The following is a 15,596-nucleotide window of genomic DNA, read 5'->3' on the forward strand; positions in this document are numbered from 1 at the left end:
ATTTGCCAAATGATTAAAACAACTGTAAACTATGACTATATGAATGTGAATGTAGCAAAAATATGACTAACACCCAAATCTCCATGCCAACCACGTGGCTAAATCGCCCTGTACCATCCATTAAGCAAGACCGTGTCGTTCAGCCGTCTGCGGTGGAAACCGAGCCATCCACTGAATGCCCAAATTGCCACACACTGACAACCAACACCAGTTTGATTTTTAATCAATACGTCTGCCCTGATTGCGACCATCATCTTAGCATGTCAGCACGTAAGCGATTGGTGTGGTTTTTTGATGACATCACAGGCGAGATTGGGCAGAATTACCAAGCAGGCGACCCTTTGCATTTTACCGATTCCAAGCCCTATCCTTTGCGTATGAGTGAAGCCCAAAAAACCACAGGCGAGTCTGAGGCTTTGATTGTCATGAATGGCAAAATTAAAAATTTAGAACTCATTGCTTGTGCTTTTGATTTTAAATTCATGGGCGGTTCTATGGGTTCGGTGGTGGGCGATAGATTTGTTATGGCAGGTGAAAAAGCCCTTGCCGAGCGTAAACCACTTGTCTGTTTTGCAGCAAGTGGGGGGGCAAGAATGCAAGAGGGCTTGCTGTCGCTTATGCAAATGGCTCGCACCTCTGCGGTCATTGAACGCTTGCGTTTGGCGGGCGTGCCCTATGTTGTCGTCTTGACCAATCCTGTCTATGGTGGGGTTACAGCAAGCCTTGCCATGTTGGGTGATGTGCATATTGCCGAACCTCGTGCGATGATTGGTTTTGCAGGTAAGCGTGTGATTGAACAGACGGTGCGTGAGGTTTTGGATGAGCCGTTTCAGCGTGCTGAATTTTTGTTGGATAAAGGCACAGTGGACATGGTGGTACACCGCCACGAGCTTGTGAATACGGTGTATAGACTGCTGACCAAGATGATGAAATTACCAAATATGAGCTGATTTTGGGTTGTTATTTAAAACAATCTTACCGATTTTATCAGTGGGTCATGTTAAAAATAAGATGAATGAGAGCTAAGAGTATTCAATAAATCTTATTGAAAAAACCCCAAAAATCAGGCAAAATACCCCAAATTTTTTAGCATAAAAACACCCATGAACACCCCCCAAACCGTATCTGAATGGCTCAATTATATGGGCAGTATTCACGTAAGTGCCATTGACATGGGGCTTGACCGTGTGTTACCTGTTGCCCAAGCGTTGGGTGTTTTAAAAGATAACTTGCCACAGCGTCCTTATGTGTTCACGGTTGCAGGCACTAATGGCAAAGGCTCAACGACGGCTTTGATTGGTGATATTTGTACCCAAGCAGGCTATAAAACCGCCTTATATCAATCACCCCATTTGATAAATTTTAATGAACGTATCAAAGTGAATGGGGTGCAGATTGATGATGAATTGTTGATAAAAGCCTTTGGCGAATGTGAAAAAGCACGCACAGATTGTCAGGTTTCTTTGTCATTTTTTGAAATGACGACTTTATCAGCATTTTGGATTTTTAAAGAATTAAAATGCGATGTTTGGGTGTTAGAGATTGGTTTGGGTGGGCGATTGGATGTGGTGAATGTCATTGACCCTGATATTGGCGTGATAACCAATATCGGCATTGACCATATTGATTGGCTGGGTGATGATAGAGAAAAAATCGGTGCTGAAAAAGCAGGCATTATCCGTGATAATATTCCTGTGATATATGGCGAACGTGATATGCCACAGAGTGTCGCCCAGACCATTTATGACAAAAATGCCAAATGTTATCATTATGGCAAAGATTTTATTTATCAATTACATAATAATACACACTGGACTTATGCCAATGAAGCAGTAACATTGCATTTGCCCAAACCAAATATTGCCCTTATTAACGCCGTCAATGCCATCAGTGCGATATTGGCAAGTGAACTTGATATCAGTATGGATGACATCAAAAATGGATTAAGTCATGTTAAATTGGCAGGACGATTTGATAAAAGAATGATAAATAATAAACAATGGATTTTTGATGTGGGGCATAATACGCATGGCATGCAGTTTTTAATGGACTTATTTGTCCCATTTTGGCAAAACATTAAAGACACCTGCCCAACTGCTAAATTACATTTTATCTTTTCCATGCTGGCCGATAAAGACATTGATGATGTGTTGGCATTGATTAACACATTTAATCTGCCCATCAATACATGGCACATTGCTAAGATTGATAATGTGCGAGCGTTGGCGGTAAATCAATTATACACCAAAATCATCACGCATCTGCCAAAGAGTACCATCTACACCTATGACAGTATTACCAAAGCGACAGAGGGCGTGGAGATGCAGGCAGATTGTGAGGATGTGATTTTATGCTTTGGGTCATTTCATACGATAGCTGAGAGTATGATGGCATTGGGATTGACACACAATCCACGCACTTTATGAGAAAATTGTAAAATCAAGATAAATCTCATGGGCTTTATTGGCTTTTATGATAAAATAAAAAAATGCTAACAGATGTGATAAGACAATGATTTCAAAACAGTTATTATTGGGATTGAGCTTGATTTTGGGGGGCGGTGTGATTTTATATGCTGTCAATCAAGGACAAAATAACACCGTCAAAGATGTTCAAGCCATCAAGATTGCTCCCCAAACAATTGATACGGCAGCCAACCATGATGACGGCGTAGCTCGCCCCACCGTTGAGCCTTTGACCGTGGATATGGCGACCGAGGATAAGCTTTTGAGTGTCAAGCAACAAGTCCGTGAAGCTCGCACGCTTGCCCAAGAAAGACAAGCCATGGCACTTATTGAAGCCCAAGAAAAAGCCCAACAATTGGCTCTTGACAAGGCAAGTGCTGAACAAAAAGCCCTAGCCACAGCCACACCTGCTGATGCCTTAACGGTAGAGATACGCCCTGAGGCGATTGCTGTTGCCAAGGCACAAGCAGAACAAGAACGCTTAGAAAAACTTGCCAAAGAAAAAGAGCTAAAAGCCAAACAAGAACAACAAAAGCGTAAAAAAGATGAAAAAGCCAAAGCTGATAAGCTAAAAACCCAAAAAGAACAAGAAGAAAAAAAAGTTCAACAAGAAGAGAAAACCAAAACTGAAAAACAAAAAAAAGAACCAGCCAAAAAAGCCTATGATGAAACCCCACAAAAAACCAACAATGGACAGCATAAAGTGGTGCGTGGTGATGGCTTGATTAAACTGTCTCGTCAGTACGGCGTGCCTGTTTCTGCCCTTGCCCAAGCCAACAACATGGGAAGAGATGACCCTTTGCCACTCGGTAAAACCATCAAAATTCCATCAAAAACGCAAGTTGCTCGTCTAGAACGTGATGCCAAAGAACGCAAAGCCCAAAAAATCACCACTGAGCGTGCCGAAAAACGCCTAAAAGAAGCTCGCCAAAGAGGCGGTGATGGTAATGGTAATGCTCGTTACGGCGTGCAAGTGTCGCTTGCCAATAATCAAACCAAAGCCGATGAGCTTGCCAAAAAATACCGAGATGCTGGCTATACGGTCAGTACCAGTCAGACCAGTCGTGGCGTGCGAGTGTTGGTTGGATCAGAAAAAAATCAAGATGCCGCCGCCGCCTTGCGTGATAAAATCAAAAATGACAGTCGTGTGGATGGCAGTGGTGCATGGGTGAAGCGTGTTCAGTGATGTTTGTGTACCTTACAAAGTAATTGTTGGCAAATTTGCTAAGCTTAATTGATATTCTTGATGATAATTTTATGCAAACTAACGATTTTTTGATGATAATTGTGTTATAATGTTGGATATTATTCCAAATTTTGTAGTAAATACGTAACACTTGTAACCAATCATCATGGCTGATGGGGGTCATTCGGCGGTGAATGAGATGGTTTTTGTGTGATGATAAAACTTGGGCAAACTTTATAGATGCTTTTATGTTTTGGTGTACTAAAAATATCCAAAATACAGTTAGAATTGTAATAAAAGTGTCAGTCACTTCTAGTTGGGAGTATTCATGTCTCAAAATACCACGCCAGCCACAGGGCGTTATCGGGGTCTGATCATCTCGATGTCGCTTTTTATGGCATTGATTTTTATTCTGCTTGCGTTTACATTTTATGCCTCAAACGTACTGGAACGTAACGCTGCCTTGGCGGATGCCACACACTGGGTTGCCAACGACACCCAGTCACTCATTAAAGATATTTTTGACATGCAGTTAAGTTATGGCGAGGACATCACATCTCCTCACATGAAAACGGTATTGTCTCGTCTGGATGAAACGTCAAAATCCATTGAATCAATCCTAAGTGCCATTGAGCATGCTGGCATCTATCATGACTCTCATGGTGAAACTCACCAATTGCCAAAGCTAACGGATTCAGAGGCTGTCGCTCATTTGGAGATAGCACGTGAACAGTGGAACGCTCTAAAACCTAGGGTAGAGGCATATTTGGCGGTGGCAGGCGACATCACCGCAGATTCTAGTACGCCATTGCGTTTAGCAGGTGAGCAAGCCAAAATCTCATCTTTGGCGATGAATGATGCTTTGCATGAATTAACTTTTAGTGTAACACGTGCTGCTGAGACCCAAGCTGGTAATATTCGTATCATTCAGATCATTGGGGTGGGTGCGATTTTGGTGTACTTTGCTGTGTTTATTCTGATTGTATTAAGACGTCTGCGTCAATCGGATGCCGAAACCGAAGCAGCACGTCAAGAGACCACAGAGATTATGCAGACGGTAAACACAGGTCTGTTCCTGCTTGACAGAGACCTAAACATCGGTCAGCAGCACTCAAAAGCTCTGACCGACATTATCGGTACTAAACGCTTAGGCGGTGAGAACTTAACCACCGTTCTTCGCAATCGCATCTCTGATAAAGACCTTGATACCACACAAAAATTCATTGACCAGCTATATAACCCACGTGTTAAAGAGAAACTTGTGGATAGCTTGAACCCTTTGAATAAGGTCATGATTCAGCGTGAGAGTGAAAATGGCACAAATGAAAATCGCTATCTTGATTTTAAATTCTCTCGGGTATACGAAGGCAAAAACATTGCCCGTATTTTGGTGAACGTCAATGACATCTCTGATGCGGTGCGTCTGGAACAACGTCTAGAACAAGAACGTGCCCAAAATGACATGCAGATTGAGATGCTGACCACCATTTTGAACGTAAATCCTACGGTCATTAGTGAGTTTATTGACAATACGCACAAGCATATTGAAAAGATGAATAACACGCTAAAAAACCCAGGCAGCTCGCAATTTGAACTACAAAATAAAACCAAATCGCTATATCGCGAAATGCACAGCTTAAAAGGTGAGGCATCAGCATTAAAGTTGCACAGTTTTACTAAGATTGCATCAGAGGCAGAAAATAAACTGCACGCATTGCAAAACCAAGCAACACTCTCAGGTAATGACTTCTTGCCATTGACCGTACATTTGGATGAGTTGTTGAGCTTATCTAATACCATTACTGGTCTAGGTGAGCGTATTAACACAGCAGCACGTAATATGATGAATCACGGACATCAAGAGGTTGGTGCTAAGACCCAAGAGGATTATCTAAGAAGTGAGACAACTCAGACAACAGAGCAGCAAGAAACTGTGAATGCCAAAGAAGAGTTGGGTGCGTATTTAGAGCAGTTTGCCCAAGACATCGCTGAGCGTCAGGGTAAACTTGTACAGCTAGATACCCAAGGACTGGAAGGTCAAAATATTCCTGCACGCCTAAAAACCGTAACCAAAGAATTGTCTGTTCAACTACTTCGTAACGCCATCGTGCATGGTATTGACTCGCCCGCTGCTCGTGTTCAAAATGGAAAAGATGAGATGGGTACTGTCAAAGTGATGATAAAAACTCATGCAGGTGATGACAATAGCGACTTTATTTTTAGCATAGAGGATGATGGCAAAGGCATTGATTATGAGGCCATTCGTCAGCGTATCATAGCCAAAGGTACTTATACCGAAGATGAAGTGCACGCCTTTGAAAAGAGTCGCTTATTAAACATACTGTTTTCCTCAGGGTTTAGCACCAAAGACCAAGCTGATGAAGATGCAGGGCGAGGTGTGGGGTTAGACATTGTCAAAGACCGTGTCAAAGAGTTTGGTGGTAAGATTAATGTTCAAAGTGAAGAAGGTCAATTCTGTCGCTTTGTGATTAAACTGCCCATGTAATTAATTTTAGTAGTCGAAAACCCATAAGTGCTGTATCATGAGCAGGCTTATGGGCATTCTAATGGAGTTTATATGTATAAATTAATGGTTGTTGATGATTCAAATATCATCAGAAATCGTATTCAGCGTGCTTACAATAACGAAACATTCATGTTGGTTGCCACAGCATCTAATGGTGCAGATGCCGTTGAAAAATTTCAACTACATAAACCCGATGTTGTAACCATGGACTTGACCATGCCACAAATGGACGGTTTGGAATGTATTGAGAAGTTGGTTGCTTTGGATGATGGGGTGCGTATTTTGGTGGTTTCAGCACTCTCTGATAAAGCCACAGGCATTCAAGCATTATCACTGGGTGCCAGTGGCTTTTTGTGTAAGCCATTTTCTGATGAAGAACTGGTTGCAGCACTTGATGAACTCATGCATGATTGATTGGTATTCGGCGGATAATATCCGTCGGTGATTTATAATTTTAAAAAGTTGATAAGACTTTTTGTTTGCTTTACTTGAATGTTTAAGCGTTTTTCTATTATTTTGATATAAATAAAATATTTTATTTGTATTAGTGCCATTAAAATCAAACAGATTTTAAGCATCATTTCATTGATGAGTTGATAGATATAACCTTAAACAAGGTATGGTATGACACTTTGAGAAGTATTTATGAAAGCAGAAAAATTAAATATTTTTATCAGCTCGGTTATGGCATTTTTTGACCAAGTTGGCGAAAAACTAACCGATGTAGACACTCCTTATCTAAACAGCAACGCCACACCGCTTGCTTATGATTATAGTGGTATTATTACCATCACGGGTCCTTTAACTGGCTGTGTGTACGTGAGTGCAGAGACGCCATTGCTTCGTGATTTGCTTATCACGTTGGGTGAACCTGAGAACTCATTGGCACTATTAAAAGACCTTATCGGCGAGGTGGCAAATACCGTATCAGGTAATGCACGTACAGAATTTGGCTCTGATTTTATCATCTCGCCACCTAAGATTGTTGATGGGGCGCCAAGTGCAAACTTTTTGCCCAAAGATAAGCGTACTTATGTCATTCCTTTTCATTGGCATGAGCATGATGGCGTTATTGGCATCTGCGTCAGTTATAGCAACTGATCCGTTGCTTCTAGGCACATTTATTCGCAAAAATCACTTTTTAAAAAGTATAAGTAGGCGGATTTTGTTGTCATGGATACCAATACATGCTATAATGAACGGCTTTTTTAAGCGTTTTACTTTAACCTAATGACACACACGAATTAAAGTCTGACCACAAGACAGGCTTGCCATTACTTATCGGGGTGTTTGCTGTGCAGATATTGCAAGCAAATTCGGTAAGTGCATTCGTGGAGGCATAACCCAACATTTGAGGACACATCATGTCAAACCCTACCCAAATCGCCATGCGTGACTTGCTAGAAGCAGGTGCTCACTTTGGTCACCAAACTCGCTACTGGAATCCTAAGATGAATCAATACATCTTTGGTGCACGTAATGGCATTCATATCATCAACTTAGAACATACCGTTCAGCAGTTTAATGAAGCACTGACTTTTGCCAATCAACAAGCCGCTAATCGCAACAAAATCCTATTTGTCGGTACCAAGCGTGCCGCAGGTCAAGCCATCCGTGAACAAGCACAGCGTGCTGGCATGCCATACATTGATCATCGCTGGTTGGGTGGCACTTTGACCAACTGGAAAACCATTCGTCAGTCTATCACTCGTTTAAAAGACTTAGAAAAGCAGGCCGAAGATGGTACTTTTGCCAAACTAACCAAGCGTGAAGCTTTGGAGCGTACTCGTGACATGGAGAAATTGGAGCGTGCTTTGGGTGGTATCAAAGACATGAACGGTCTGCCTGATGCAATTTTTGTGATTGACGTTGACCATGAAGCCATCGCCATCAAAGAAGCCAAAAACCTAGGCATTCCTGTAATTGGCGTGGTAGACACCAATTCAAATCCTGATAATGTAGATTATGTCATTGCAGCAAACGACGACGCCATTCGTGCCGTTACGCTATACGCTACTGCCATGGCTGATGCCATCATCGCTGGCAAAGAATATGCCAAAACCCAAGCTAAGGGCGATGATTTGGACCCTGAAAAACAAGCCAATCGTAATAATGCCACCGCCGATGTTGAAGATAAAGTTGACCAAGCAGGTCAAGTGGTAAACAATTATTGATTTTGTTACTGGGCTTTGCTGTTCATTTTAAGCCCAGCATGTGATTGTTGTCATGTGCTAATATAGGATAAAATGAGGAGCATTGCCCAATCAATAATTTGCTGTGTATGCAAGTTATTGTATTTTAATTCAATCATCAGCAAACAAAAGGTAAGAAACCATGTCTCAAATATCTGCAAAAACTGTAAAAGAACTCCGTGACCGTACTGGTCTTGGTATGATGGAATGTAAAAAAGCCCTAGAAGAAGCTGGTGGCGATATTGAGCTTGCCATTGATAATCTACGTAAATCAGGTCAGGCCAAAGCTGCCAAAAAAGCAGGAAATATTGCCGCTGACGGTGCCATTATTATCACTCAAAATGCCGATAAAGCATTATTACTAGAAGTAAACTGCCAAACTGATTTTGTTGCCAAAGATGAAAATTTCACCGCATTTGCCAATAAAGTTGCTGAACTTGCACTTGCAAATAATATCACCGATGTCGCCGCCATCTCTGCACTGCCGTATGAAGACGGTGTGAGTGTAGAAGAAGCTCGTGTTGCCTTAGTACAAAAAATCGGTGAGAACGTACAAGTTCGCCGTGCTGAAATCATTGAAGGTACCAACCTAGCCGCTTACCGTCATGGTCTGCGTATCGGTGTGGTTGTGTCTATGGATGGTGGTTCGTCAGAACTTGGTAAGTCTGTTGCCATGCAAGTGGCTGCCTTTAATCCATTGGCGGTCAATGAAGAAAATGTACCTGCCGATATCCTAGCTCGTGAAAAAGACATTATTGAAGCCAAGGCCAAAGAATCTGGTAAGTCTGAGACGGTCATTGAGAAGATGATCACTGGCGGTATCCAAAAGTACCTAAACGAAGTTACTTTGGTCAACCAGCCTTATGTCATTGACAACGATAAAAAAGTTGGCGATGTGTTAAAAGCTGAAAATGCCACTGTCATCAGCTTTAAACGCCTAGAAGTTGGCGAGGGTATTGAGAAAAAGCAAGAGGACTTTGCCGCTGAGGTTGCTGCCGCCCAAGCTGCCGCCCAAGGCTAATATACCATCAAGTCAAAACCCAATCTTATGAGCCAATTCTTAGACAAATTAAGATGAGAGATTAGATTAAGTTTGCCTTGCCAACTAAGCATCTATTCCATATCCTTGGATGTATTGATTTTTTGGTTTTATTAAGGACTAAGTTTCTGTATTTTGCAGGAACTTAGTCCTTTGATTTGGTCTTTATTTTATTAATGTCAAATTTGTCCTAAGTTTGAAATTTGTTTTGACATCATTGCGGTCGCTTTGTCAAAATCTGCTTAAAATTATTGTTTTTATGTAAACATTATGTAATAATATATCTTTTGGGGGTAACCATGAATTTGCGTAAATTAAATTTGATGGTGTTGGCGACGTTGACTCAAATGGCGATGGCAGAGGAGTTGCCCAGCGTTCAACTGCCTGCGATGACCATCTATCTTGATGATAAAGCACCGAACACCACTTATGTTTATAACAAATCATCAGACAATAAAACGCTTGGTGATGCGGTTAAGGGCATCTCAGGCGTACATAGCAGTAGTTTTGGTCCACATGCAGGTTCGCCTGTCATACGCAGTTTGTCTGGCAATCGTGTCAATGTCATAGAAAACGGCATGACGGTCAATGGATTAAATGCCATGAGTGCAGGAACAAACATTGCTTTTGACCCAATATTTCATCGCTTGGTTGGCGTGCATAAGTTTAACAATGTGGTCAAAGAAGGTGGTCATGCCATTGGCGGCAGTGTGGAGATTGATGGTGGTCTTGTGCCAAAACATCTTACTGATGAGCCTGTAAGTCTTGAGGTGCATTTACAAAAGGGGTTTAATGACATTGACTCCCATGGCATCAAGGCGAATTTTAACAATCAAAAAAACATCAGTGTCAATGTTTTATATTCCACTCAGCAGTTAGATGGGTATGACATTGTGGGCATGAGCAAGGCAGGCGTGTGTGAAAATCAATTAATCTCACGCAACCAATATGGGCTTGGACATAACTCAAATTTGGCGAATTCATGTCAGCGTCAGCCTGTCATTAAAAGCGAATTTAACATTACGTCCAAAAAATACTATAAGCCTGATTATTACGACATAGCAACAGGCAAGATTCGTGATAGATACAGTGATTGGGGACTTGGATTGGCAGATGTATTTACCAACACACCACATTCTAGTTATAAAGATAATCCTCATTATGTTGCAGGTACGCCCGAGAAAATAGAGACCGTGGATAAAATCTTGGACATTACCGAAAATTATCATAAAAAACTGGGTAATAGCGACCTTGAAAATCACCGCTTGGGGGTGGCAGGCAGTTATTTTTGGCAGGGACATGGCAAGAATAACCACATTGCTGTATCTGCTGATACAAAACACAGTGATTATGGATTGCCCGGTTTTTCCATGTCAAATTTGGGTTTGGGACTTGATTATAAAAGTGGTCAGCCTGTACGCATTAACAACACGCAAAATAAGCTGGCTGTTGAAGCGCAGACACACCACAACCAGCCTTGGCTAAATCGCATGACACTTCACGCAGGCTGGGTTCATGAACAAAGCAAAGAGAACGTGGGAGAGCAGTTGGCTAATGACTACCGTTTTCGTACCAGTCAATTTAGCACGTCGGCTTACCATCAGCCTGGGCCATTTATTTTGGGTGTGATGGGGATAAATGGCTCTAAAAGACAAGTCCAAGGCGTGGGTGAGTCGGTGTATCTGCCCAATGTAGATACAACACATTATGGCGTGTTTTTGCAAGAGACCTTGTCATTTAATCCTGTTGATTTAACATTGGGTTATCGCCATGAACGTGTTGAGCATGATGTTGTGGGTGGTTTTGCCACGCATCGCAATGCCAAGAACAAGGCATTAGAAAGCAGAAAATATGGGTTAGACAGCTATGATTTGCAGGCATCGTTTCGTCCGTTTGACCGAGTGGGCATCAAGGCTCGCTATGCTGATAGTCAAAGAGCGCCAGAGATTAATGAGTTGTATGCATCCAATTTGCATTATAGCATTATGGCACACGAAGAGGGTGATCAGAACCTAAAACCAGAGCGGGTAAAAAGTAAAGAGTTGTCCGTGTCCTTTGATGGCTTAGATTTTGACATCAGTGCGTCGGTGTATGAAAATAAATTTACCGATTATATTCACATGGCATCTGGTGGGGCAAATACAGGTGGGGCGAGAATGCCACTAAAATACTGGCAACAAAATGACGTTCAGATAACAGGTTTTGAAATAGATGTGCGTCGAGAATTTGAGTTGGGTCGTTATGGTGATATGACAGTATCATCATTTGCTGATTTGGTCAAAAACAAGCATCTAAATGCCAGTCGGGTGACGGTGCATAATGAGGGCATCTACATGTCAAATATGCCAACCAATCGCTACGGACTTGGGGTGAATTGGCGTCATCAGGGTTGGCAAGTAGGGATTAATGGTGTGTATCATGATAAGCCACGTTATCAAAACACTAAGAATGAAACGCCATTGCCTGCCTACACACTTGTGAGTGCAGATGTTAAAAAAGAGGTGCATTGGCTGGATATTCCGATGACGTTGCGTTTTGGTGGTACAAATCTGCTTAATGAAGATGCTCGCCCTCATAACTCACCCTTGCGTTATATCGCCCCGTTGCCTGCCAGAGCTTTTACCGTTGGTGTTACGGCACGGTTTTGATGACAAAAACGCATCATTTGGTGCGTTTTTTATTGTAAAAAATTTGGGAAATTTGTCAAAAACAGAGTACAATGGCATTTATTTTAGCGGAGGTTTTATGTTTAACAAAAACGAATTTATTGAGTTGCTGCTTGATTATGGCGTATTAACATTTGGTGAATTTACCCTAAAATCGGGGCGTGTCAGTCCCTACTTTTTTAATGCAGGACTACTGTCAAGCGGTAAGGCGTTGGATATGCTCTCAAACGGCTATGCTGATATTTTGGCAAAACAGTTGGGCGACAACCCCACAATTTTTGGGGCGGCATATAAGGGCATTCCGTTTGTGGCGACCACCGCTCAGACCTTGTGGCGTACGCATGGCATTGATACCGCTTGGGGTTATAACCGCAAAGAGACCAAAAAACATGGCGAGGGCGGCAACCTTGTCGGAGCGGATTTATCTGGCAAGTCGGTGTGGGTGATTGATGATGTCATGACCGCAGGGACGGCAGTGCGTGAGGTGATTGAGATTTTAAAAGGGGTGGAGGCAAGTCTTGCTGGGATTGTCATCATTCTTGACCGCAAAGAGCGTGGGCAGGACGAGCGTTCGGCAGTTTGTCAGATTAAAGAAGATTTTGGCGTGCCTGTGTTTGCCTTGGTGGATATTGATGACATTATTGCTTTTTTGCAGGCTAAGGGCGAAACTGAGCATTTGGTAAAAATGCAAGCCTACCGTGAGCAATATGGCGTATGAGACTTTTTGTGATTGATGAAAATTACCTAAATATTTTAAAAGTTGGAGCGTTGCATGAAAAAACTTAACTTTCTTATCGTCATGGATGATATTGCAAGTATCAACTACAAAAAAGATACCACGCTTGCAATGATGTGGGCGATAGCCGAGCGTGGACATGGTTTGGCGTATTGTGGCATTTATGATTTGTGGCTTGATGAGGGTGGGTTGTTTGTGGATAAGCAGGATGTGCAAGTATTTAAAAATCCTGATAATTTTTATGAACTTAGCGATAAAAAAACCGTCAATGCCAGTGAATTTGACGTGATTTTGATGCGTAAAGACCCGCCTTTTGACATGAATTTTTTGTACGCTTTGCACTTATTAGAATATGCCAAACGTGCAGGCGTATTGGTGGCAAATGACCCAGATTCAGTGCGTGCGTGCAATGAGAAACTTTTTGCCACACAGTTTAGCGAATTTATGAGCCCAACCATCGTTACCGCCAAACAGTCGCACATTCGTTCATTTATAGATGAGCATCAAGACGTGATTGTCAAGCCGTTAGATGGTATGGGCGGTATGGGGATTTTTCGTCTGACGGCAAATGACTCAAATATTGGCTCAACCTTAGAAATGCTTACTCAAATGCAAACTTTGCCCATCATGGCTCAAAAATATCTGCCTAAAATTAAAGACGGTGATAAACGAGTGTTGATTGTCGGTGGTAAAGTGATGCCCTTTTGTTTAGCTCGCATTCCACAAGAGGGTGAGACTCGTGGTAATTTGGCGGCGGGTGGTCGTGGTGTTGCCATGTCTCTTACAGATGCTGAACGAGCCGTTGCTGAGAAAGTTGCCCCCATTTTGCTCAAAAAAGGCTTATATTTTGTGGGGCTTGACCTTATTGGGGGAAAAATCACTGAAATTAACGTAACCTCCCCAACATGCGTGCGTGAAATTGATGAACAGTGTGGCACAACCATTGCGGTGGATTTTATTAAATTTATTGAGAATTTGCTAAAATAATGGCTTTAAAATCAGCTTTGTCATAAGATATGACCCCATTTTATGGGGTTTTATTGATTAAAAATTCATCAATTTGACAAAATATGATTAAATGTGAATGAAATTGTTAAAAATACATTGGCATGGGTTGATTTTTGGGGTAAAATTATCCATTTTTTTACGTCTGTAAAAATCATCCAAAGATTGCCATTTCGGTCAATCATATTTTAATTCGGAGTTGATAGCTTAATCAAATCTCAAACACGCCCGCTAACAGATTTTATCTGCCAAAAGTACGTTTGATAACAGTATTAGCACCCCAACGCCTTTTCTCTGTTTTGCGTTTACGCACGCTTTTGGAGGACTCTACGTTGAGTACACCTGTTACTACCCAAGCTGCAAAATTGCGGCGAAATCTTGGTCTGTGGCACGTCATCATCATTGGTTTGGCTTATATTCAGCCGATGACATTGCTTGACACTTTTGGTATGGTTTCCCGTGATAGCGGTGGACATGTGCCGATGTCTTATCTTTTTGCATTATTTGCCATCTTGCTTACATCAATCAGCTATGGGCATATGATTCGTGCCTATCCATCATCAGGTTCAGCATATACTTATACACAAAAATCAATTAACCCATCCATGGGGTTTATGGTTGGCTGGTCAAGTTGGCTTGATTATTTGCTCTCGCCTATGGTAAATATCATCCTTGCTGTGCTGTATCTTGAGGCGTTATTTCCGATGGTCAATCATTGGGTTTGGGTGATTGGTCTAACAGGGCTGATGACGGTGGTTAATATCTTTGGCTCAAAAACCGTCGCCTACTTTAACAGTTGGATTGTGGCGGTACAGTTATTGGTAATCGCTGTTTTTACCTATCTGATTTATAGCAAATTACAAATGGCACAGTATGCCGCCAATACTAACCCAGAGGATATCTATGAACTTTGGAGTTTAAAGCCATTTTGGAGTGAGATGACTTCGGTGGGGGCGTTAATTACAGGTGCGACCATTTTATGTTTCTCATTCACAGGCTTTGATTCTATTTCTAGTCTTGCTGAGGAAACCAAAGATGTTAAAAATACCTTGCCAAAAGCGATGATTTTGACAACGCTAATTGCAGGTGCGGTGTTCGTTGTCAGTGCTTACTTTATGCAAACCTATTTACCGAGCGACCCTAAGCTGTATTTTGAAGCGGTGGATGAGACCCAAGCAGAAATATTGTTGCTTGTGGGCGGTTCGGCATTTCAATCGATTGTGTTGGGTTTTGCCATTGTAACAGTGATGGCATCTGGCATCTCTGCCCATGCTGGCGTGTCTCGTCTGATGTATGTGATGGGTCGTGATGGCGTGATTAGTAAAAAAGTCTTTGGTCAGCTAAGCCACAAATTTTTAACGCCTGTTAATAACATTCTAATTGCAGGTGGTGTGGCTTTGACCGCAGGTTTTATCAAATTAGAGACCGTTGTTAATTTGATCAGTTTTGGTGCATTGACGGCATTTAGCTTTGTTAACTTATCGGTCATTTTTCGCTATGCACTGCGTGATAAAATGGTTAAAACACCCAAACAAATCATCAGCTATGTTGTTGTGCCTGTGATTGGCTTTATCAGCATTTTTCTGATGTGGTTGGAAGTGGATGGCATTACCTTTGCTGTGGGTCTGTTTTGGGCGTTGCTGGGTTTTATCTGGCTTGGTATTAAGACAAGTGGTTTTAAAAAGCCCATGCCACAATACAAAGAAGAAGATGTGTAGTTTTTGTAAATATAAAAATCCTGCTTTGGTTGGCAGGATTTTTTTGTGGGTTATAGGTTGGG

Annotated in this window: 12 protein-coding genes; all 12 read left to right on the forward strand. The window is 41.9% G+C overall.

Going from position 1 to position 15,596, the window contains the following annotated elements; genetic code table 11:
* Positions 1–62: 62 nt before the first annotated feature.
* Positions 63–950 (forward strand): acetyl-CoA carboxylase, carboxyltransferase subunit beta, encoded by an 888-nt coding sequence (accD, locus tag A7456_RS04415; protein ID WP_066892817.1) that lies wholly within the window; start codon positions 63–65, stop codon positions 948–950.
* 153 nt (positions 951–1,103) lie between these two features.
* A complete protein-coding gene (gene folC, locus A7456_RS04420; protein WP_067007986.1) occupies positions 1,104–2,426 on the forward strand; it encodes a bifunctional tetrahydrofolate synthase/dihydrofolate synthase in 1,323 nt (440 codons plus the stop codon).
* An 85-nt stretch (positions 2,427–2,511) separates the two neighbouring features.
* Positions 2,512–3,651 carry a LysM peptidoglycan-binding domain-containing protein gene (locus A7456_RS04425; protein WP_067007994.1) on the forward strand — a complete coding sequence of 380 codons (1,140 nt, stop codon included), beginning with the start codon at positions 2,512–2,514 and terminating at the stop codon, positions 3,649–3,651.
* 328 nt (positions 3,652–3,979) lie between these two features.
* Positions 3,980–6,157: an ATP-binding protein gene (locus A7456_RS04430; RefSeq protein WP_067007996.1), complete on the forward strand. Its 2,178-nt coding sequence runs from the start codon at positions 3,980–3,982 to the stop codon at positions 6,155–6,157.
* Between the two features lie 72 nt (positions 6,158–6,229).
* Positions 6,230–6,592 carry a response regulator gene (locus A7456_RS04435; protein ID WP_062498267.1) on the forward strand — a complete coding sequence of 121 codons (363 nt, stop codon included), beginning with the start codon at positions 6,230–6,232 and terminating at the stop codon, positions 6,590–6,592.
* A 231-nt stretch (positions 6,593–6,823) separates the two neighbouring features.
* Positions 6,824–7,279: a chemotaxis protein CheX gene (locus tag A7456_RS04440; RefSeq protein ID WP_066884552.1), complete on the forward strand. Its 456-nt coding sequence runs from the start codon at positions 6,824–6,826 to the stop codon at positions 7,277–7,279.
* A 263-nt stretch (positions 7,280–7,542) separates the two neighbouring features.
* Positions 7,543–8,352: a 30S ribosomal protein S2 gene (gene rpsB / locus A7456_RS04445; protein ID WP_066884550.1), complete on the forward strand. Its 810-nt coding sequence runs from the start codon at positions 7,543–7,545 to the stop codon at positions 8,350–8,352.
* Positions 8,353–8,512: 160 nt separating this feature from the next.
* The gene (tsf, locus tag A7456_RS04450) at positions 8,513–9,391 is read left to right on the forward strand and encodes a translation elongation factor Ts (protein ID WP_067007998.1); all 879 of its coding nucleotides are present in this window, start codon (positions 8,513–8,515) and stop codon (positions 9,389–9,391) included.
* 317 nt (positions 9,392–9,708) lie between these two features.
* Positions 9,709–12,057 (forward strand): TonB-dependent receptor, encoded by a 2,349-nt coding sequence (locus tag A7456_RS04455; RefSeq protein ID WP_067008001.1) that lies wholly within the window; start codon positions 9,709–9,711, stop codon positions 12,055–12,057.
* Positions 12,058–12,154: 97 nt separating this feature from the next.
* Positions 12,155–12,793 carry an orotate phosphoribosyltransferase gene (gene pyrE / locus A7456_RS04460; protein WP_067008594.1) on the forward strand — a complete coding sequence of 213 codons (639 nt, stop codon included), beginning with the start codon at positions 12,155–12,157 and terminating at the stop codon, positions 12,791–12,793.
* A 54-nt stretch (positions 12,794–12,847) separates the two neighbouring features.
* Positions 12,848–13,798: a glutathione synthase gene (gene gshB, locus A7456_RS04465; RefSeq protein ID WP_067008003.1), complete on the forward strand. Its 951-nt coding sequence runs from the start codon at positions 12,848–12,850 to the stop codon at positions 13,796–13,798.
* Between the two features lie 350 nt (positions 13,799–14,148).
* Positions 14,149–15,534 (forward strand): APC family permease, encoded by a 1,386-nt coding sequence (locus tag A7456_RS04470; RefSeq protein WP_067008012.1) that lies wholly within the window; start codon positions 14,149–14,151, stop codon positions 15,532–15,534.
* The last annotated feature ends 62 nt before the right edge of the window (positions 15,535–15,596 follow it).

The organism is Moraxella nonliquefaciens (genome assembly GCF_001679005.1).
Classification (GTDB): domain Bacteria; phylum Pseudomonadota; class Gammaproteobacteria; order Pseudomonadales; family Moraxellaceae; genus Moraxella; species Moraxella nonliquefaciens.

Bases quoted from the DNA above. Each gene is read 5' to 3' on its own strand.
- tsf (WP_067007998.1), top strand. From the start codon at position 8,513: ATGTCTCAAATATCTGCAAAAACTGTAAAAGAACTCCGTGACCGTACT.
- A7456_RS04455 (WP_067008001.1), top strand. From the start codon at position 9,709: ATGAATTTGCGTAAATTAAATTTGATGGTGTTGGCGACGTTGACTCAA.
- A7456_RS04425 (WP_067007994.1), top strand. From the start codon at position 2,512: ATGATTTCAAAACAGTTATTATTGGGATTGAGCTTGATTTTGGGGGGC.
- folC (WP_067007986.1), top strand. From the start codon at position 1,104: ATGAACACCCCCCAAACCGTATCTGAATGGCTCAATTATATGGGCAGT.
- A7456_RS04435 (WP_062498267.1), top strand. From the start codon at position 6,230: ATGTATAAATTAATGGTTGTTGATGATTCAAATATCATCAGAAATCGT.
- rpsB (WP_066884550.1), top strand. From the start codon at position 7,543: ATGTCAAACCCTACCCAAATCGCCATGCGTGACTTGCTAGAAGCAGGT.
- A7456_RS04430 (WP_067007996.1), top strand. From the start codon at position 3,980: ATGTCTCAAAATACCACGCCAGCCACAGGGCGTTATCGGGGTCTGATC.
- accD (WP_066892817.1), top strand. From the start codon at position 63: ATGACTAACACCCAAATCTCCATGCCAACCACGTGGCTAAATCGCCCT.
- gshB (WP_067008003.1), top strand. From the start codon at position 12,848: ATGAAAAAACTTAACTTTCTTATCGTCATGGATGATATTGCAAGTATC.
- pyrE (WP_067008594.1), top strand. From the start codon at position 12,155: ATGTTTAACAAAAACGAATTTATTGAGTTGCTGCTTGATTATGGCGTA.
- A7456_RS04440 (WP_066884552.1), top strand. From the start codon at position 6,824: ATGAAAGCAGAAAAATTAAATATTTTTATCAGCTCGGTTATGGCATTT.